At 25.7% G+C, this 19,726-nt stretch carries 19 protein-coding genes and 2 pseudogenes; 7 read left to right on the forward strand and 14 right to left on the reverse strand.

The annotated features are described in order from the left end of the window. Positions 1-17: 17 nt before the first annotated feature. The 3 genes from AAHJ00_RS06620 to AAHJ00_RS06630 all read right to left on the reverse strand — a co-directional run bounded on the left by AAHJ00_RS06620 (position 18) and on the right by AAHJ00_RS06630 (position 3,002). Positions 18-1,409 carry an MFS transporter gene (locus AAHJ00_RS06620; protein ID WP_342223863.1) on the reverse strand — a complete coding sequence of 464 codons (1,392 nt, stop codon included), beginning with the start codon at positions 1,407-1,409 and terminating at the stop codon, positions 18-20. 116 nt (positions 1,410-1,525) lie between these two features. Further along, a complete protein-coding gene (locus tag AAHJ00_RS06625) occupies positions 1,526-2,485 on the reverse strand; it encodes a GMP reductase (RefSeq protein ID WP_342223875.1) in 960 nt (319 codons plus the stop codon). A gap of 127 nt (positions 2,486-2,612) precedes the next feature. Beyond that, entirely contained in the window at positions 2,613-3,002 is a 390-nt protein-coding gene (locus tag AAHJ00_RS06630; RefSeq protein ID WP_342223865.1) for a hypothetical protein, read from the reverse strand. A gap of 470 nt (positions 3,003-3,472) precedes the next feature. On the opposite strand from AAHJ00_RS06630, the gene AAHJ00_RS06635 reads away from it, so the two are divergent. Then, positions 3,473-4,423 carry an IS30 family transposase gene (locus AAHJ00_RS06635; protein WP_342223478.1) on the forward strand — a complete coding sequence of 317 codons (951 nt, stop codon included), beginning with the start codon at positions 3,473-3,475 and terminating at the stop codon, positions 4,421-4,423. 44 nt (positions 4,424-4,467) lie between these two features. On the opposite strand, the gene AAHJ00_RS06640 is transcribed toward AAHJ00_RS06635, so the two are convergent. The 6 genes and pseudogenes from AAHJ00_RS06640 to AAHJ00_RS06670 form a co-directional block, all read right to left on the reverse strand. Further along, the gene (locus tag AAHJ00_RS06640; protein WP_342223863.1) at positions 4,468-5,859 is read right to left on the reverse strand and encodes an MFS transporter; all 1,392 of its coding nucleotides are present in this window, start codon (positions 5,857-5,859) and stop codon (positions 4,468-4,470) included. A 116-nt stretch (positions 5,860-5,975) separates the two neighbouring features. After that, positions 5,976-6,915, reverse strand: a pseudogene (locus AAHJ00_RS06645) (GMP reductase). A gap of 127 nt (positions 6,916-7,042) precedes the next feature. After that, positions 7,043-7,432 (reverse strand): hypothetical protein, encoded by a 390-nt coding sequence (locus AAHJ00_RS06655; protein WP_342223865.1) that lies wholly within the window; start codon positions 7,430-7,432, stop codon positions 7,043-7,045. 210 nt (positions 7,433-7,642) lie between these two features. Beyond that, positions 7,643-8,589, reverse strand: a pseudogene (locus AAHJ00_RS06660) (transposase family protein). A gap of 53 nt (positions 8,590-8,642) precedes the next feature. Next, positions 8,643-8,768: a hypothetical protein gene (locus AAHJ00_RS06665; protein ID WP_342223878.1), complete on the reverse strand. Its 126-nt coding sequence runs from the start codon at positions 8,766-8,768 to the stop codon at positions 8,643-8,645. Positions 8,769-8,986: 218 nt separating this feature from the next. Beyond that, entirely contained in the window at positions 8,987-9,646 is a 660-nt protein-coding gene (locus tag AAHJ00_RS06670) for a UPF0236 family transposase-like protein (protein ID WP_342223879.1), read from the reverse strand. A gap of 244 nt (positions 9,647-9,890) precedes the next feature. On the opposite strand from AAHJ00_RS06670, the gene AAHJ00_RS06675 reads away from it, so the two are divergent. After that, positions 9,891-10,172 carry a hypothetical protein gene (locus tag AAHJ00_RS06675; protein ID WP_342223880.1) on the forward strand — a complete coding sequence of 94 codons (282 nt, stop codon included), beginning with the start codon at positions 9,891-9,893 and terminating at the stop codon, positions 10,170-10,172. An 87-nt stretch (positions 10,173-10,259) separates the two neighbouring features. Then, a complete protein-coding gene (locus AAHJ00_RS06680) occupies positions 10,260-11,648 on the forward strand; it encodes a hypothetical protein (RefSeq protein WP_342223881.1) in 1,389 nt (462 codons plus the stop codon). A 94-nt stretch (positions 11,649-11,742) separates the two neighbouring features. On the opposite strand, the gene AAHJ00_RS06685 is transcribed toward AAHJ00_RS06680, so the two are convergent. After that, on the reverse strand, positions 11,743-12,207 hold the full coding sequence (locus tag AAHJ00_RS06685) for a transposase family protein (RefSeq protein WP_342223882.1): 465 nt from the start codon (positions 12,205-12,207) through the stop codon (positions 11,743-11,745). After that, a complete protein-coding gene (locus tag AAHJ00_RS06690; protein WP_342223883.1) occupies positions 12,149-12,400 on the reverse strand; it encodes a transposase family protein in 252 nt (83 codons plus the stop codon). The genes AAHJ00_RS06685 and AAHJ00_RS06690 overlap by 59 nt, the downstream gene beginning before the upstream one ends. Before the next feature lie 156 nt (positions 12,401-12,556). Here AAHJ00_RS06690 and AAHJ00_RS06695 point away from each other — a divergent pair, with 156 nt between their 5' ends. Both AAHJ00_RS06695 and AAHJ00_RS06700 read left to right on the forward strand, forming a co-directional pair. Continuing rightward, positions 12,557-13,573 carry an MATE family efflux transporter gene (locus AAHJ00_RS06695; protein ID WP_342223884.1) on the forward strand — a complete coding sequence of 339 codons (1,017 nt, stop codon included), beginning with the start codon at positions 12,557-12,559 and terminating at the stop codon, positions 13,571-13,573. A 43-nt stretch (positions 13,574-13,616) separates the two neighbouring features. Further along, positions 13,617-14,021, forward strand: a complete 405-nt coding sequence (locus AAHJ00_RS06700) for a hypothetical protein (protein ID WP_342223885.1) — start codon at positions 13,617-13,619, stop codon at positions 14,019-14,021. Between the two features lie 79 nt (positions 14,022-14,100). On the opposite strand, the gene AAHJ00_RS06705 is transcribed toward AAHJ00_RS06700, so the two are convergent. The 3 genes from AAHJ00_RS06705 to AAHJ00_RS06715 all read right to left on the reverse strand — a co-directional run bounded on the left by AAHJ00_RS06705 (position 14,101) and on the right by AAHJ00_RS06715 (position 17,421). Further along, positions 14,101-16,185: a polyribonucleotide nucleotidyltransferase gene (locus AAHJ00_RS06705; RefSeq protein ID WP_342223886.1), complete on the reverse strand. Its 2,085-nt coding sequence runs from the start codon at positions 16,183-16,185 to the stop codon at positions 14,101-14,103. A 70-nt stretch (positions 16,186-16,255) separates the two neighbouring features. After that, positions 16,256-16,609: a hypothetical protein gene (locus tag AAHJ00_RS06710; RefSeq protein WP_342223887.1), complete on the reverse strand. Its 354-nt coding sequence runs from the start codon at positions 16,607-16,609 to the stop codon at positions 16,256-16,258. Between the two features lie 26 nt (positions 16,610-16,635). Then, the gene (locus AAHJ00_RS06715) at positions 16,636-17,421 is read right to left on the reverse strand and encodes an NAD(+)/NADH kinase (protein WP_342223888.1); all 786 of its coding nucleotides are present in this window, start codon (positions 17,419-17,421) and stop codon (positions 16,636-16,638) included. A 284-nt stretch (positions 17,422-17,705) separates the two neighbouring features. On the opposite strand from AAHJ00_RS06715, the gene trpS reads away from it, so the two are divergent. Both trpS and AAHJ00_RS06725 read left to right on the forward strand, forming a co-directional pair. Beyond that, the gene (gene trpS / locus AAHJ00_RS06720) at positions 17,706-18,719 is read left to right on the forward strand and encodes a tryptophan--tRNA ligase (protein WP_425288895.1); all 1,014 of its coding nucleotides are present in this window, start codon (positions 17,706-17,708) and stop codon (positions 18,717-18,719) included. 18 nt (positions 18,720-18,737) lie between these two features. Beyond that, positions 18,738-19,595, forward strand: a complete 858-nt coding sequence (locus AAHJ00_RS06725; RefSeq protein ID WP_342223890.1) for an HAD-IIB family hydrolase — start codon at positions 18,738-18,740, stop codon at positions 19,593-19,595. The last annotated feature ends 131 nt before the right edge of the window (positions 19,596-19,726 follow it).

Below are 19,726 nucleotides of genomic sequence, written 5' to 3' on the forward strand. Positions count from 1 at the left end.
TTTTAATATCGATTTTATTAACTAACTGATATTTTTAAATGCTTACTATCTTTTCTTTTTAAGAATAACAATATGCACCCCGCTAATACTGCTAATAATGAGACAACAAGAATCATTGTTAAAACAATTTGATATCCCGTTTGGCTAGAAAATTTTTCTTCTTTACCATCAACAATCTCAACAATTTCATAACGATTATAAACAACAGAAGCAATATGTCAAAATCAAGCATCAGGAGAAAAAGAAATTAAAGAAATAAATGCTACCATTAAACCATAATTTTTTTCAGGAATATTTAATTCATTAATTACTGCTCAACGATTAGTTACTAAACATCAACAAGTTATTCCTAAAAGAATAAACATCACTGAAACAATAATTTGAATTGTAATTCTTCCAACAACTCCAAAATTATTAATTGTTGTTCCAAACCCAGGAGTAATAATGGCAATCAAAATTAAACAGCTATTTATTACTAGTCCCAAAGTAATAAAGAGAATGTATTTTTCTCAGCGATCAGCCATATTTCCAGCAAATGAAGAGACAGCAAACCGTGAGAGATAAGTTCTAATGATTCCTAAAATAAATGTTACCACACTAGCAACTTTTAAACTATTTTCTAAGTAATTAATAAAAACGCTTAAACCTGATTGAAACATATAAACACCTAAAATTAATAGTGTTACTAACCACACCTTAATATTACCAATAATAAGTCGTAATTCATCTCACTTAAAAGCAAAAACTTTCGTTTTTTTCTTTTCTTCAACAAATAACATTGTTAAAACACAAACAATTAAAGCTGTTGCTGATAAAACTCAACATAAAGCAGGAAATGCTCAATTATCTAAACTTGTTGCTTTTAAAATAAAATAAATCGCATAAGAAAAACCAACAATTAAAGCACCAAATAAACCATTAATACTGCCTAATAAACCATTAACTGTTCCTTGTTGCTTGTCGGTTGCTTGTTGTGACAATAATTTTCATAATGCTGATCAAAAAATAAATCCTGTTGCTAACCCTCAAATAACAAATATCGCTACTAACTGACTAAAAATAGCTTCTTCAGTACCTTGCATAAACGGAATTGCTCCATATCAAAAACCAACGCCACCAATCATTGCTAAACCACTAACAATTAATAACTTTAAACTAACTTTATCAGCAAGATAACCACCAAATAAATATGATGGCAATAAAACATACCCATATATTGCAAGAGCACTAGTAAATTTTCCTTCACTAATACCAAACTCAGTATGAATATTAGAAAAAACATTTTTTAAATAAAAAGGCAATGTCATTGACAATACATCTGCCATTGCTAAAATAGCAATAGCTCATATTTTTTTACTGCCAAAACTATGAAAAACTCTCACAAAAGATGAATTTTTTAGTTTTGTCATTTTCTTACTCCTCTCAAATATAAACTTATAAATTTATCCTAACATAAGATTTAGCAAAACATCTTTCATTTAAAAGAAAAAATGTCATTTATTTAAAAATAACATTTTTTCTTTTTTTATTCACTAACTAATAAAACATAATCAACGGTTCTTAAATCAAAAAGTTTATTGCCTCCCGAATATGAAATTGCTGATTGTAAATCCTGATTAACTTCTCTCAACTTCGAAGCAATATTTCCTTCAATCGGAACAAAAATTCTCTTGCCTTCAATATTATCATTATTTTTTTTATTAAAGGCACTAGCTGAACCATAATATTCTTTCAAAAATTGACCATCAACTTGAACAGTTTTCCCTGGCGATTCTTCCAATCCTGCTAATATCGCTCCCACCATACAAATTGTTGCCCCAAATCTAATCGCTTTAGCAATATCACCATGTTCGCGTAAACCACCATCTAAAATAATTGGTTGTTTAATCGTATTAAAAATGTCTAAACAAGCTTTGGGCTGTCATCCAGCTGTGCCAAAACCAGTCTTTAACTTTGTCGTGCAAACTTTTCCGGGACCAATACCAACTTTAACACAATCAGCTCCTCAAGAAACTAAATCTTGTGCTGCTTCAGCCGTAGCAATATTTCCCGCAATAACAAATGTTTGTGGTAAATGAATTTTAATGTATTTAAGCATCTTTTCCATATATTGCGAATGTCCATGAGCAATATCAATAGTAATAAAATCAGGAATTAAATTTTTTGCTTTTAATTCATCAATGACATTATAATCCTCTAATTTAATTCCTAAACTAATTGAACTATAAAGATTTTGGGCTTTCATTTTAGCAACAAAAGCCACATTATCAAACTCAAAACGATGCATAATGTAAAAATAATTATTTTTAGCTAAAAATAATGCCATTGTTTCACTAATAACTGTTGTCATATTAGCAGGAACAATTGGTAACTTAAATTTAAATTTACCTAACTGCACACTAGCATCACAGTCTTTCCTTGATTCAACAATACATTTTTTAGGTAATAACCGAATATTTTCAAAATTATAATATTCTCTTTTCATACTTTTCTCCTTAAACATTAACTACTATTTTCAATTCATTGATGAATCATTTTACAATATTGCTCATAATTTTTACTTCATAGTAAATCATGCGCATCATCAATGAAATATAGTAAATGAGCCCACATTAACTTTTTAATTTTTTTTGATTACTAAACGGATGATTATTACTTTGTAATAACAAAACTTTTTTATTTGAACTTTTAAGTTTTCAATACGATTTATTAATTAAAGAGTTCATTTGTAACCGATATCATAATAAAAACGGTTTATTTTCAAAATATTTCTTAATTTGTAACTGATAAGCTTTATTCTTACTAATTAATTTCTCCGCCAAAACAACTGGTAACTTACCATTACGTTCAAATCAAAAACCATACAATGAAATAAATTTTGTTTTCAAATCACTATCAAGATAATTAAGATTACTAATTACATTCAATAATATTATCCCAGTAACCGGTGCTTTATTACTAAGACAAGATATAATATCAGCACCTAATCCTTGTCCAAGCAAGTAAATTTGTTGATGAGGATATTTGTCATTAAATAAATTAATAATTGTTACTAAATCTTTAATATTACTTCCTAATGTTACTTTTTTATTAGCGATTTCATTATGATGATATCGTAAATCAAACGCTAAAAAATTATACCCAATTTTTTAAAAATAATCAATATAAAACTTAAAATGGGTCGCGTTTAGTTTTCTTAGGTATTGCTTTGAAGAAGTAAAACAATCAGCTAATTATATTATTTAATTACTAAACTAACCATACCTTTCTTGTTATTGTCATTTTTATTCGTTATCATTTTATCATATTATTGAATTTTTACGCAATGAAAAATTATTAATTATTATTAAATTTTGACTAAATATGCTGAATTATACTTGTAAGTGCAAGTAAATAAAATTGCAAAAAATCTCATATAAAAATTTCATGATGCTAAGTTTATTTTAGAAAAAACAAAGCAAGGAGTTTTTATATGGGTTACAAACATCTTGGCATATATGAAAGAATTTATATTGAGAATCAATTGAAGTTTAAAGTAAAAATTAGTGAAATAGCTAAAAATCTTAATCGAAGTATTAGTACTATTATTCGAGAAGTCAATAGAAATAAAGATAGTAATCATTATTTTTCATTAATTGCACAAAATAAAGCAGAAAACAGAAAACAATCACATGTTTATTTTCATAAGTTTAAAAATAGAGAATTAGTAAAATATGTACAACAAAAATTACTATTAGGTTGATCGCCTGAACAAATTTATGGCAGAATTAAAAATTTTCATAAAGAATGAATTATTAGTTTTAAAACAATTTACAATTGAATTTATTCTGGATTACTTGAAAAAGTTACTAATAAAAATTTAAGAAGAAAAGGTAAGAAACGAAAATCTCAAGAAAATCGCGGTAAATTTAATGGTAAATCAATTAAAGAACGAAATATTAATGTTAATAATCGTATAACTGTTGGTCATTGAGAAGGTGATACTGTAGTATCATCACGAGGTAAAAGTAAATCATGTTTAATAACTTTAGTTGAAAGAACATCAAGATTTACTTTAGCAATGTTAGTTGAAAATAGAACTACTAAAGTTGTTAACGAAAACATTAGCCATTATTTATCAATTCTTCCAAATAATCTTGTTAAGACTATAACATTTGATAGGGGTAAAGAATTTTCTAATTGACAACAACTTGAAAAAAATTTAAATGTGAAAATTTATTTTGCTAATGCGTATTCGCCTTGACAAAGAGGTACTAATGAAAATACTAATGGTTTAATTAGAGAAAAATTTCCTAAAAAATTTAATTTTTCAAATACTACTAAAAATGCAGTTCATAAATTTATATTGTCTTTAAACCAAAGACCAAGAAAAATACTAAATTATCTTTCACCAATCGAATATTTGGTTAGAAAAATAATTTAGTTGCACTTAACTTTACAATTTGGCATTTTTTAATATCGATTTTATTAACTAACTGATATTTTTAAATGCTTACTATCTTTTCTTTTTAAGAATAACAATATGCACCCCGCTAATACTGCTAATAATGAGACAACAAGAATCATTGTTAAAACAATTTGATATCCCGTTTGGCTAGAAAATTTTTCTTCTTTACCATCAACAATCTCAACAATTTCATAACGATTATAAACAACAGAAGCAATATGTCAAAATCAAGCATCAGGAGAAAAAGAAATTAAAGAAATAAATGCTACCATTAAACCATAATTTTTTTCAGGAATATTTAATTCATTAATTACTGCTCAACGATTAGTTACTAAACATCAACAAGTTATTCCTAAAAGAATAAACATCACTGAAACAATAATTTGAATTGTAATTCTTCCAACAACTCCAAAATTATTAATTGTTGTTCCAAACCCAGGAGTAATAATGGCAATCAAAATTAAACAGCTATTTATTACTAGTCCCAAAGTAATAAAGAGAATGTATTTTTCTCAGCGATCAGCCATATTTCCAGCAAATGAAGAGACAGCAAACCGTGAGAGATAAGTTCTAATGATTCCTAAAATAAATGTTACCACACTAGCAACTTTTAAACTATTTTCTAAGTAATTAATAAAAACGCTTAAACCTGATTGAAACATATAAACACCTAAAATTAATAGTGTTACTAACCACACCTTAATATTACCAATAATAAGTCGTAATTCATCTCACTTAAAAGCAAAAACTTTCGTTTTTTTCTTTTCTTCAACAAATAACATTGTTAAAACACAAACAATTAAAGCTGTTGCTGATAAAACTCAACATAAAGCAGGAAATGCTCAATTATCTAAACTTGTTGCTTTTAAAATAAAATAAATCGCATAAGAAAAACCAACAATTAAAGCACCAAATAAACCATTAATACTGCCTAATAAACCATTAACTGTTCCTTGTTGCTTGTCGGTTGCTTGTTGTGACAATAATTTTCATAATGCTGATCAAAAAATAAATCCTGTTGCTAACCCTCAAATAACAAATATCGCTACTAACTGACTAAAAATAGCTTCTTCAGTACCTTGCATAAACGGAATTGCTCCATATCAAAAACCAACGCCACCAATCATTGCTAAACCACTAACAATTAATAACTTTAAACTAACTTTATCAGCAAGATAACCACCAAATAAATATGATGGCAATAAAACATACCCATATATTGCAAGAGCACTAGTAAATTTTCCTTCACTAATACCAAACTCAGTATGAATATTAGAAAAAACATTTTTTAAATAAAAAGGCAATGTCATTGACAATACATCTGCCATTGCTAAAATAGCAATAGCTCATATTTTTTTACTGCCAAAACTATGAAAAACTCTCACAAAAGATGAATTTTTTAGTTTTGTCATTTTCTTACTCCTCTCAAATATAAACTTATAAATTTATCCTAACATAAGATTTAGCAAAACATCTTTCATTTAAAAGAAAAAATGTCATTTATTTAAAAATAACATTTTTTCTTTTTTTATTCACTAACTAATAAAACATAATCAACGGTTCTTAAATCAAAAAGTTTATTGCCTCCCGAATATGAAATTGCTGATTGTAAATCCTGATTAACTTCTCTCAACTTCGAAGCAATATTTCCTTCAATCGGAACAAAAATTCTCTTGCCTTCAATATTATCATTATTTTTTTTATTAAAGGCACTAGCTGAACCATAATATTCTTTCAAAAATTGACCATCAACTTGAACAGTTTTCCCTGGCGATTCTTCCAATCCTGCTAATATCGCTCCCACCATACAAATTATTGCCCCAAATCTAATCGCTTTAGCAATATCACCATGTTCGCGTAAACCACCATCTAAAATAATTGGTTGTTTAATCGTATTAAAAATGTCTAAACAAGCTTTGGGCTGTCATCCAGCTGTGCCAAAACCAGTCTTTAACTTTGTCGTGCAAACTTTTCCGGGACCAATACCAACTTTAACACAATCAGCTCCTCAAGAAACTAAATCTTGTGCTGCTTCAGCCGTAGCAATATTTCCCGCAATAACAAATGTTTGTGGTAAATGAATTTTAATGTATTTAAGCATCTTTTCCATATATTGCGAATGTCCATGAGCAATATCAATAGTAATAAAATCAGGAATTAAATTTTTTGCTTTTAATTCATCAATGACATTATAATCCTCTAATTTAATTCCTAAACTAATTGAACTATAAAGATTTTGGGCTTTCATTTTAGCAACAAAAGCCACATTATCAAACTCAAAACGATGCATAATGTAAAAATAATGCCATTGTTTCACTAATAACTGTTGTCATATTAGCAGGAACAATTGGTAACTTAAATTTAAATTTACCTAACTGCACACTAGCATCACAGTCTTTCCTTGATTCAACAATACATTTTTTAGGTAATAACCGAATATTTTCAAAATTATAATATTCTCTTTTCATACTTTTCTCCTTAAACATTAACTACTATTTTCAATTCATTGATGAATCATTTTACAATATTGCTCATAATTTTTACTTCATAGTAAATCATGCGCATCATCAATGAAATATAGTAAATGAGCCCACATTAACTTTTTAATTTTTTTTGATTACTAAACGGATGATTATTACTTTGTAATAACAAAACTTTTTTATTTGAACTTTTAAGTTTTCAATACGATTTATTAATTAAAGAGTTCATTTGTAACCGATATCATAATAAAAACGGTTTATTTTCAAAATATTTCTTAATTTGTAACTGATAAGCTTTATTCTTACTAATTAATTTCTCCGCCAAAACAACTGGTAACTTACCATTACGTTCAAATCAAAAACCATACAATGAAATAAATTTTGTTTTCAAATCACTATCAAGATAATTAAGATTACTAATTACATTCAATAATATTATCCCAGTAACCGGTGCTTTATTACTAAGACAAGATATAATATCAGCACCTAATCCTTGTCCAAGCAAGTAAATTTGTTGATGAGGATATTTGTCATTAGACTTCTTGCATTACTTATTAAAATAATTACAAATTATTTGTAAATAAAAAATACTATATAGTAATTTCTAACTTTTATTAGGTTAATACTTATGGATTTTATTAAATGTGTAAATTTTGACACAACAAAAAATTATTTTATTATTTAAATTTAATTTTAAATAAATATTTTATGTTATCTATAATTGCAAATTATAAATTGAAGCAATTAAATTAAATCTTAAACTAAATCGTTTTCTACGATTACGATATTTTTCAGTAATAATTTTAAATTTTTTAAGAATAGCAAAAATATTTTCAATAATAATTCTCATTTTTGAAATTAATTTATTATTATGTTTTTGTTCTTTATTTAAAGGGTTTTTCTTTGTTTTTTTCTTAGGTATTAGAACATTACTATGAATTTTTTGTATTCCTTGATAACCATTATCAACTATTAATTTAGTATTTTTTAAAATTGGGATTTTTGATTCTTTAAATAGACTTCTTGCATAACCTAGTTAATTGTTATCAAAATTATTTTAGATTTTAGAAAAATGTTTATTTTAAAGTGGTTAAATTTAAAATTTTTATTATTTTAATAGGTTATGCAAGAAGTCTAATAAACAAAAATCATGCTTTTTACCGAGAGAAAAATTTGTTGCAATAATTATTTTGCTTTCTTTTTCAATAATTACTTGTGTTTTAATAGTGTGTTTTTTCTTTTTTCCTGAATAAGATTGTTTTTGTCTTTTTTTGGGCGTTGAATGGGTGTTTCTGTAGCATCAATAATAATTGTTTTATCATTAAAATAATCATTTATTAATGCTTTTTTACCAGCAAGTTGTTGAAAATCAGGATGTTTGATTAAAATATCTTCAATTCACTTGATATTTCGATAACAACTAGCTTCACTAATATCAAAACTTTTACCAAGATGAAAATAAGTACGATATTCTCGTCAATATGATAAAGTCATCAATAATCTATTTTCTAATGATAATTTATTATTTTTACCACCTCTTTTAAACTTTTTTAACTCAGCTTCTTTTAAAATATTTAACATTTTATTAAAAGTACTTTGCTTTATTCCAGTTAATCGTAATAATTCTTTATCATTAATAAAATTAAATTTATCAAATTTCATAATCTTAAATTCCTTATAATTTCTATTTTAAATATATTTTATAGGAATTTTGTTTAATAAATAAGTAATGCAAGAAGTCTATTAAATAAATTAATAATTGTTACTAAATCTTTAATATTACTTCCTAATGTTACTTTTTTATTAGCGATTTCATTATGATGATATCGTAAATCAAACACTAAAAAATTATACCCAATTTTTTAAAAATAATCAATATAAAACTTAAAATGGGTCGCGTTTAGTTTTCTTAGGTATTGCTTTGAAGAAGTAAAACAATCAGCTAATTATATTATTTAATTACTAAACTAACCATACCTTTCTTGTTATTGTCATTTTTATTCGTTATCATTTTATCATATTATTGAATTTTTACGCAATGAAAAATTATTAATTATTATTAAATTTTGACTAAATATGCTGAATTATACTTGTAAGTGCAAGTATAATTCAGCATTTCTTTTCTGATTACTATTTCTGAATTAATATTTTCATTAATGTAATGTAATACATTTAATTTGTTTAAATTTGCCATTCTTAAATGTAATAGGTTATTTAAATTCTTATGATTATATATTTTTGCTCCATATCCTAATTGTTGTTTTATTAAATGTGATACATCACTTTCAATGCTACAGCCGATATTTCATTCTAAATTTTGATGATGAATACCGTGCTTATTGTTTTTGAAATAATTGCTCGCCTTTCTTAAATTTGTTTTAATATCTTTATTTAATTCATTTTTAGCAACATTACAAATGTTTTTTACCAATTCTTGATGATTTCCATTTTTATATAATTCAATTCAACTATTTAGTGTTACTTTGCGATTTTCAAAAATAAGATTAAATGCAGTTTGTTTTAATTTTTTAATAGCATGATAACCATCTAAAATATATCTAACATTACCAAAACTATTGGCAATTTCCCTAATTCAAGTATCACCATCACCACAAACAATTATTCTGTCATAATTAATATTTACATAATGTTTTTGTAATTCCTTAATTAATAAATCACGATAATCCATCGTATTTATTCGTTTACCAACTTTTAACATTAGAAAATGACCTCGTTTGTTTTCTAACGCTCTACGAGCATTTTTGTATTTTTTTTTCTTTATGTCCGGTATGAAAAGTAACTAAACGAATTCTTTGGTCTTGTTTAACTTTCTGATCTAATGTCGCTAAAAATGTCTCATCTAGTTGAATAGACTTCTTGCATTACTTATTAAAATAATTACAAATTATTTGTAAATAAAAAATACTATATAGTAATTTCTAACTTTTATTAGGTTAATACTTATGGATTTTATTAAATGTGTAAATTTTGACACAACAAAAAATTATTTTATTATTTTTATCTTAATAACTGTTCTTGGGCTATTAGTTGGTAGTCATTTTGAAACTTTAACGAACTATATTAGCGAAGGTCTTGCCAATTTCCAAAAATTTATTACTAGCAATTTAACAATTTTAGAGCTATTTAAACCAATGGCACGAACATTTTCGCAACACCCAATTTTTACCATTCTTGGTGTTACTTGTGTACTTATTGCCTTATTTATTGTAATTAAAGGTAGGTAAAAAAATGAAACATGAACTAAAAAACAAGAATTAAAAATAGTGAATGACAAATTAAAAATAATTAAAGAAAGGAATTAATAGTTAATTATGTTAAATTCTAATTTATTAAATAAAATTAATGTTAATGATGAATGATACACACAGGAATATGCGATTAAACCAATTTTAGAATTTTTAAAACCTAATAGTACTATTTTATGCCCTTTTGATAAAATTGATAGTAAATTTGTATGTGTTTTAGAAAAAAATGGGCATAAAGTTTGGAATAGTCATATTGACGATGGAATTGACTTCTTTAATTACATTAAAAGTGATGTGGATAGATATGATTATATTATTTCTAACCCTCCATTTAGTAAAAGAAAGCAAGTAATAGAACAATTACCTTTAGAAATAAAAAATTATGGAGAAAATACTAGAGGGTTTGCTGTCTTTACCAATGAACCAGTATTTAAAGAAATTAAAGAAATTTATAATTATAAAAAAGAAAACAGCACCCCAGAAGAAAGAGAATTTTTTGATAAAGATTTTCAAAAAACAAATATTGAATATTTTTATACTGCTAAAAAAATTAAAGATGTAAAAATAACAATACAAGAATATAGTTATCCGGGTTCAAACAAATTTCATATTAAAAAATTTTTAGCAAAATTAGAAACTAAACCAAGTACGGACATTGATTTGCCAGAAACAACCACCAAATTTGACGGCAACCATAACTATAGTGATGTTATTGATAATCTTGACTATTTAATGATTCACCGTGGTGATTTTGATAAATTTAATTACTCTTATCTCTATTGAACACCGGTATTTAATTTCATCGACACTTTAGAAAAAGGTTACTATAAAGAATTCACCATTAAAAATCATGGTTTTAAAGACGAGAGCTATTTTTATCACAAGACTTCTAGTAATAAAAATGTAGTAAATGAGAATGTTTTGAAAATTCAGGCATTTAACAAAACTATAATTGCCTGAAATAAGTATTTACAATTGCTACACGGTGAAAAGGAAATCTGAAAATATGATACTGCAAACGCCAACGATTATTACCTAATTAAGTATCTTTTTGGTACTTTAAATTACCTTAATGTTAGATTTAGTTTTCTACGCTATGACCCAGATTTACGAAATGATATTTACCTATATTTTAAAAATAACATTCCTAGTATTAACAACAGCGATTACAAAAATGTTTTTGACGAAATCTATGAAATCCTTGGTAACTTCTTTGCCAGTTTATTTTATGCTACTTTTGATATGGACGAAAAAACTTACACCGAAATTGATTTTAAGGGTGTAGATAATTACAACAAAAATTACTTTATTCAAATCGGTTTCTTTTACCGTTCATTAATTATCTTTTATCCCAAAAAATACTTAGTAAATATTATAGGAAACTCAGAATTATTACTAAGAAGTTATTTCTTTAGGTCGCGTTTAGTTTTCTTAGGTATTGCTTTGAAGAAGTAAAACAATCAGCTAATTATATTATTTAATTACTAAACTAACCCTGCCTTTCTTGTTATTGTCATTTTTATTTATTAGACTTGGTACATAACTATAACTAGCTTAATTCAAAATTATATATTCCTGAAATTAAGTTAAATCGTAATCCAAATCTTCTAATCTTATTGTGATAACGATAAACTAGTATTTTAAATCTTTTTAATCTAGCAAAAACATGTTCAATGGCAATTCTAACTTTACTTAAAAAGCTATTATATTCCTTTTTATCTGGATTTAAAAGATTATTTTTACTCTTTTTAATTGGCAATAATCTATTTTTATGAACATTTTGCAAACCTTGATATCCTGAATCAGCAATTAATTCTAATTTTGGATTTATAAGTGTATTTGATTTTAAAAATAACTTATAATCATGAATACTGCCATAACAAAAATCTACTGAAATAATTTTATTGTTAAATAAATCAATAATTATTTGCGATTTTAATGAATTTTGCCTTTTCTTACCAGAAAATAATAATTTTAGTTTTTTTAATTCTTTCAATTGGAATTTCTGTAGCATCAATTGCTAATAAATTATTATTAGTACCCTTATTTTCCAATAATATCTTTTTGCCAGGTATATGAAAGTGACTATTTTTTATTAGAGTATTTTCAACTCAAAAGATATTACGAATACAACTAACATGACTAATATTATATTTTTTTGCAATAATACGATATGTACTATATTCTTTTCAGTATTCTAAAGTCATAAGTAATCTTTGCTCTATTGATAATTTATTTGGTTTACCACCAATTTGTTTTTGTTATACGCCCCTATAAAATTCATTTTCGTCTTTGTATTTATCTAACATTGGTACTTCACCTAGGAAATAATATTATCAAAATAGTAGATAAAATTAAAGGTTATGTACCAAGTCTATTTAAGAAACCGAGGTACTAAAATAATGAAACTTACTAATATCAACCAAAAATGAAAATTATCACAATACTTTGACAGTAAGTTTATGAAACAAGCCCTTATCATTATGATTCCTCTAATTGGTCAATCATTACTAATTGCATTAATGAATGTTATTGATGTCTTTATGATTGGTTCTTTTTTAAGTCAAGAAGTCCTTAATGGCGTTGGCGCTGCTAACACCATTCTGTTATTGGCAATGTTCGGTTTTTTTGCTACGAATATGGCGGGAAGCATTTATGCTTCTCAATATATCGGTAATAATAATCTTAAAAAAATGCAAGAAGTAAATAATATTAAAATTATAATTAATATCACAATATCAATAATATTTACCATCATTATCTTCACATTAAGAAATGATTTAATTAAACTAATTATTGCTTCTGAAAGCAGTAAAACAATGTTAAATTTTAATTCCCAAACCGCAATTGATAATGGTAGTTTATATTTAGCAATTGTTATTTGAATTTATCCGCTTCTAAGCGTTATAACAACCTTATACCAAAATATGAACGAATGTAATAAAACATATTTACCTTTTCTTTTTACAATTTTTCCGGTATTGACTAATGGCATTCTCAACTTCATCTTTTTATTTTATTTAAAAATGGGAGTTATGGGAGTTGCTATTCCTACTGTAATAGCAAGAATTTTAGAAATAACTATTGTTATTACATTTCTTTTAATTACTAAACCCGTGTTTCGACCAATGAAAAACTTTTGATATGTTACTAAAGATTTATTATTAAAGATTCTTAAATCGCTTTTGCCAATATTTTTAGCTAACATTCTTTTTGTATTATCATTAACAGCACAAACAGTTATTTATTCATATTATAGTGGTGCCGATATCCTATCAGCAACCGTTGTTGTAATGAACATTATGAATATTTTTTATGCCGTATTTAATAGTTATAGTGCCATTGTGCCAATCTTTATTGGTAAACAATTAGGTTGTTAATAAACTGTCACAAGCAGTTGCCAATCTTAAAAAAATTATCGGTTTGCTATTTCTAATTGCTATTACTTTCACAATAATAATTTTCGGTCTTTCATTTTTTATTTTTGATATTCTATTTACTAACAAAATTAGTAATGAAGCCATCAGCACAGCAAGATTTTATTTAGGATTACAATCCCTAGCTTATTTCTTCTTATCTTTTTCAATTATCTTTTTTAGTGTTTTACGCGCCGGCGGATTTGTAAAGTTAGCTACTGCCTTAGATATTCTTTGTACTTGAATTATTATTATTATAACACCATTAATTGTTAGTATTATTGTAACTAAATATTTTCCTAACTTTGATTACAAATATATTTTTATTATTTCTACTATTGGTGAAATTATTCAATTTGCTCTTGTTACCATCTGTGTTATTAAAGTAAAATGAGCACGAAAATTAATTTAAAAATAAAATATTATGAATAAAATGAACTCCTGTTTTAAAATAATAGGAGTTCATTTTATTTTTCTATTCAATTTCAATTTTAAGTTTCATTAATTAATTCTAAATTAACACGATTTTTTTCATCAATACCAATTACTTTTACTGTTACTTTTTGTTTTAATTTTAATAACGAAGTATTTTTCGGAATTTTTGAATTATGTAATAATCCATCAATATTCTCTTTTAAATTAATAAAGTAACCAAACTTTTCAATCCGAACAACAGTTCCCATAATAATTTCTCCAATTATAACTGGTTCAATAATATCTTTAATTAATTTTTCTGCCATTAATATTGACACTTCATCTTTGTGATAAATAGTTACTTTACCATGATCATCAATATCAATTTTAACATTACCAGAAACTTCAACAATATTAGTAATTACTTTACCATTAACACCAATAACATCACGAATGCGATTAATTGGAATTTGTAATTGTTTAATTTTAGGAGCATTTTTGCTTACTTTATCACGAGCAACATCAATTGTTTGTTTCATATTATCTAAAATATGCTTTCTGCCAATTTTAGCTTGCAGTAATGCTTCTTTAAAAATTTCCATTGTAATGCCATCAATTTTAATATCCATTTGTAAAGCACAAATTCCTTGGTTTGTTCCTGAAACTTTAAAATCCATATCACCAAAGTGATCTTCACTACCTTGAATATCACTTAAAATAACATAATCATTACCTTCTTTAATTAATCCCATTGCAATCCCAACAACACTAGATTTCAACGGTACTCCACTAGCCATTAAAGCTAATGAAGAAGCACAAATTGCTGCTTGGGAGGTTGAACCATTAGATGCTAATACTTCCGTCACAACTCTAATCGTATAAGGAAAATCATCAATACTAGGCAATACTTGTAACAATGCTTTTTCTGCTAATGCTCCATGACCAATTTCTCTTCTATTGGGCGGTCCAAATCTTCCTATTTCACCAACTGAAAATGATGGAAAATTATAATGAAGCATAAAGCGTTTACTTTCTTCTTCTGTTAAACCATCAATAATTTGATGTTCGCCTAGAGCTCCTAAAGTTACAATTGATAATACTTGCGTTTCGCCACGAGTAAATAAAGCACTACCGTGAACAATTGGTAGAACATCAATAATTGATGTTAACGGTCGAATTTCATTGCTCACACGACCATCTAAACGAATTTTCTTATTAATAATAAAATCACGAACAAGTTTCTTTAATAAAGTTTGATAAATAGCTCTAATCTGTTTAATAACCTTTTTTTGTTCTAATTCATTAACATATTTTTGATTATCATAAACAGCAATTAAAGCATTATAAATATCTTTTAAAGCTTTTTTTTGTTCTTGTTTCGTTTTAATACTTAAAGCTTTAATAATTTGTGGTTCATACTGACTAGTAATAGTTGATACTAATTTATTATCAAATTCTAATTCAATAATAGGTAATTTTTCTTGGCCAATAATATTAATAATATCTTCTTGAAAGGCAACTAACTTTTTAATTTCTGTATGTGCCTTCGCAATTGCTACTAACATTTCTTCTTCGCTAATTTCTTGCCCACTAGCTTCAACCATATTAATTGATGCTTTTGTTCCCGCAACAATTAATTCTAACGATGATTGTTCTAATTGTTGACTTGTAGGATTACAAATTAATTCACCATTTATTTTTCCAATAATAACTCCTGCTACTGGACCATTAAAAGGAATTTTTGAAATACATAATGCTAATGAAGAACCTAATAATGCTGCCATTCTGACATCGGCATTAGAATCAACCGCTCATACATTATTAATTACTTGAATCTCGTGATTAAAATTATTAGGAAATAAAGGTCGCAAAGGACGATCAATTAATCTTGATGCTAATGTTGCATATTCACTAGGTTTGCCTTCACGCTTAAAAAACCCTCCAGGAATTTTTCCAACAGAATATAACTTCTCTTGAAATACAACTGTTAAGGGAAAAAAATCTAATGTTGATGGTTCTTCATTAAAACTAACAATACTTAATACCGTACTTTCCTCATAGCGTACTAAAATTGAACTTGTTGCTAGTGATGCTAAACTACCATACTCAATAACAATTTTCTTCCCATTAAAATTATTCGTAAATCTTTGTTCTTTATTCATTTGCTGTTACCCTTCTCATCTTCCCACATCTTATTCTATCATATTGTTTTAGCAACAAAAAATATGATCGCTATTTTAAACGACCATTAATAATCTCTGATAATGCCTTAGCATACTTACCAAAAATAATACTAATAGCATTACTTTGTTTAATTATTCCTTGCTGTTTTAACTTACGAATCTTTTCAATATTAACTTGTTTAATATCTTTAATAATAATTTTAATCTTTGTATTTGTTGCTTGTGCCTCAATAATATTACTAATTGTTCCTAAATAATCAATAAAAACATCTACTTTAAAAAGAACTAATTTTTGTCATTGTTTTTCTGTTGAATTTTTTTTTTTAAAAATATCATATTTATTAAGCAAGCAATTATAAAAACTAATAATATTAAACCTAAATCTAACAACAGTATCTGTCATAATTCCATCGTTTCTCTTCCTTTTATTTAATTATGAATAAATGTTTTTTGAATTTGTTTAATCATTATTAAATCATTAACATCAGTTACTAAAATTTTAATTTTATTAGCAATTAAATTAATAATTAAATTATCACTATTAAAATCATGTTTTTGACTATCAATTACTAAAAAAACATCTTTCATATTACCTTTAATAGTAACCGTATGGGTATTATCTAAAATTAATGGTGCCTTTAAAGAATTATGTTTATTATGAAAAACAGGAGCAATTTCTAAGAATTCCATTAAATTTTTTTCACTTAAAATAACTGCTCCATTAATACTTTTAGTATAACCTGTTGAACCAGTTTTAGTAGTCAAAACAAATCCTAAACTTTGACAATTTTGTAATAATTGATTATTAATATAAACTGTAAAAAATATTGTTTTTGCAATACTAATTAATTTAATCTCATTAAAACTATAAAAATTTTTATTATTAATAGTTATTTTTAAAGCATCAAGAGATTTTGTTTTCAAAATATTATTTTTTAAATTAGTAATTAACTTATCAATTTCATTAACTTGATAAAGAGCATTAAAACCAATATTTCCAGTATTAATAGTTATAAAATGAATATTATCAATATTTTCATTAAAACGATTAATCGCCGATAAAAAAGTTCCATCACCGCCAATACTAAATACTATTTCTGGATTTTGTTCATCAAATATCATCTTTAATACTAATAATTTACTAGACAAGTCTTTAGCCACAGCAATTGATTCATCCGACTTGTTAGTAATAATTGTAAATCTCTTTTGTTGCATTAATTACACCTCATAATATAATTCTATCAATAGACTTGGTACATAACTATAACATTTTGCATCTATCAAACTATAAAATTCACTTTCATCTTTATATTTATCTAACATTTGTGCTTCATCTAGAAAATAATATTATCAAAATAGTAAATAAAATTGAGGGTTATGTACCAAGTCTAATAAAGTAATAATATCATAAATTAAGAATCCATATAAATATTCTTTTTTATTGTTATTTATAGTAAAATTGATACATTATTAATGATATTTATTTATTTTAGGAGGAATTACTATTGAAACCACGCTTATTGTCTGGTATTACTAATACTGGAAAAATTACTATTGGTAATTATATTGGTGTTATTCAAAATTTTATTAAATTACAAGAAGAATATGATGTTTTTATCTTTGTTGCCAATTTGCATGCTATTGTTTCAATAGAAAATCATGACCATGTTGTTCTTAAAAATAATATTCGTGATTTAGTTGCCTTATATGTTGCCTGTGGTTTAGATCCCAATAAGATTACTATTTTTGCTCAATCTGACATTTTAGAGCATTGCCAATTAGGTCATATTCTGCTATGTCATACATCAATGGGAGAACTAAATCGCATGACACAATTTAAAGATAAAACACAATCATTTAAACAACATAATAATACTGAAACGATACCAACAGGATTATTTACTTATCCAGCATTAATGGCCGCTGATATTTTACTATATGATGCTACTATTGTTCCTGTGGGGATTGATCAAAAGCAACATCTAGAATTAACAAGAAATATTGCGATAAGAATGAATAATAAATATGGTAATATCTTTATAATTCCAGAACCATATATTGCTCCTAATGGTAAAAAAATAATGAACTTACAAAATCCCTTAAAAAAAATGTCAAAATCACATGAAAATCCTAAAACTTATATTTCCCTTTTAGATAATTTAAATGATGTTACCACAAAAATTAAAAGTGCCATCACTGATAGTGAAAATAAAATTTATTATGATGAAATTAATAAACCGGGAATTAGTAATCTTTTAAATATTTACTGTGCTTTTACAAATATTACAATTGAAGAAGCAACAAATGAGTTTTCTGACCAAAATTATGGTGCTTTTAAAGAAAAAGTCGCTAAAGTTGTTTGTCATCAACTTGAAATTATTCAAAGAAAATATAACGAAATTATTGCTAATGATAAATGAAAACATTGATTATTGCAAGGAAAAGAAAAAGCAACAAAAATTGCTCACAAAAAATTGCAATTAATCCAAGATAAAATTGGGATTAATTACTAAAAATAAAGGAGAAAAATAATGATTAAACTTAATCATATTGATAAAAAACGATTAATTCTTATTGACCTTGATGGAACAACATTAATGGATGACGGAAAAACAATGCATCCATTAACTATTCAAGGACTACAAAAAACTATTGCTCAAGGTCATATTGTTTGTATTGTTACCGGAAGACCCCAGCGTGGAAGTATTTCTTTTTATAATGAATTAGGATTAAAAACATTACTTTGTAATTTTAATGGTGGTCACATTCATGATCCGTTACTACGAGAATTTAAACGCTTAGTATTTCCAATTTCTTATGATACCGTAAAAGCAGTTTTAAAAGAAAACGATGTCAAAACTTCTTTATATAATGGTATTGTAGAATACTACAACAAAGCAGTATGTTTAAAACAAACAGAAAATTTTGAACGCTACTTTCATTTAACAGATATTCCAACTGATAATTTTATTATTGGCAATCTTTTAGAAAACTGAAGTGGTTCTGCTAATAATATTGTTTTACAATTAAAAAGTTCTCAACATTTAGATAAAGTTATTTGTAGTTTAGAAAAATATACTAATACTTTAAAAATTAATATTTGAACTCATGATAATGACAAAGAACATCCTGTCCTAGACCTATCAAATAAATTTATTAATAAAGGGATTGCAGCTGAAATTCTTTCACAATATTACAATATAGATATTAGAGATGTTATTGCTTTTGGTGATGAATTTAATGATTTAGAAATGATTACCAAAGTTGGTAATGGTATTGTAATGAAAAATGGTATCGAAACTTTAAAAGTATTTTCTAAAGATATTACTGAACATACTAATGATGAAGGTGGTGTTGGCATATATTTAGAAAAATTATTAAACTTATAACTTAAAATAAATAGATAAAAAGATGTTTGTGTATTACAAACATCTTTTTATCTTACCTACCATTATCAGTATGAAGAATAATATTTTTCAGTTAATTTATTATTGTTTGATTTAGTAGCAATTTTAAGGTT

Source organism: Spiroplasma endosymbiont of Asaphidion curtum (assembly GCF_964031085.1).
GTDB lineage: Bacteria > Bacillota_I > Bacilli_A > Mycoplasmatales > Nriv7 > Nriv7.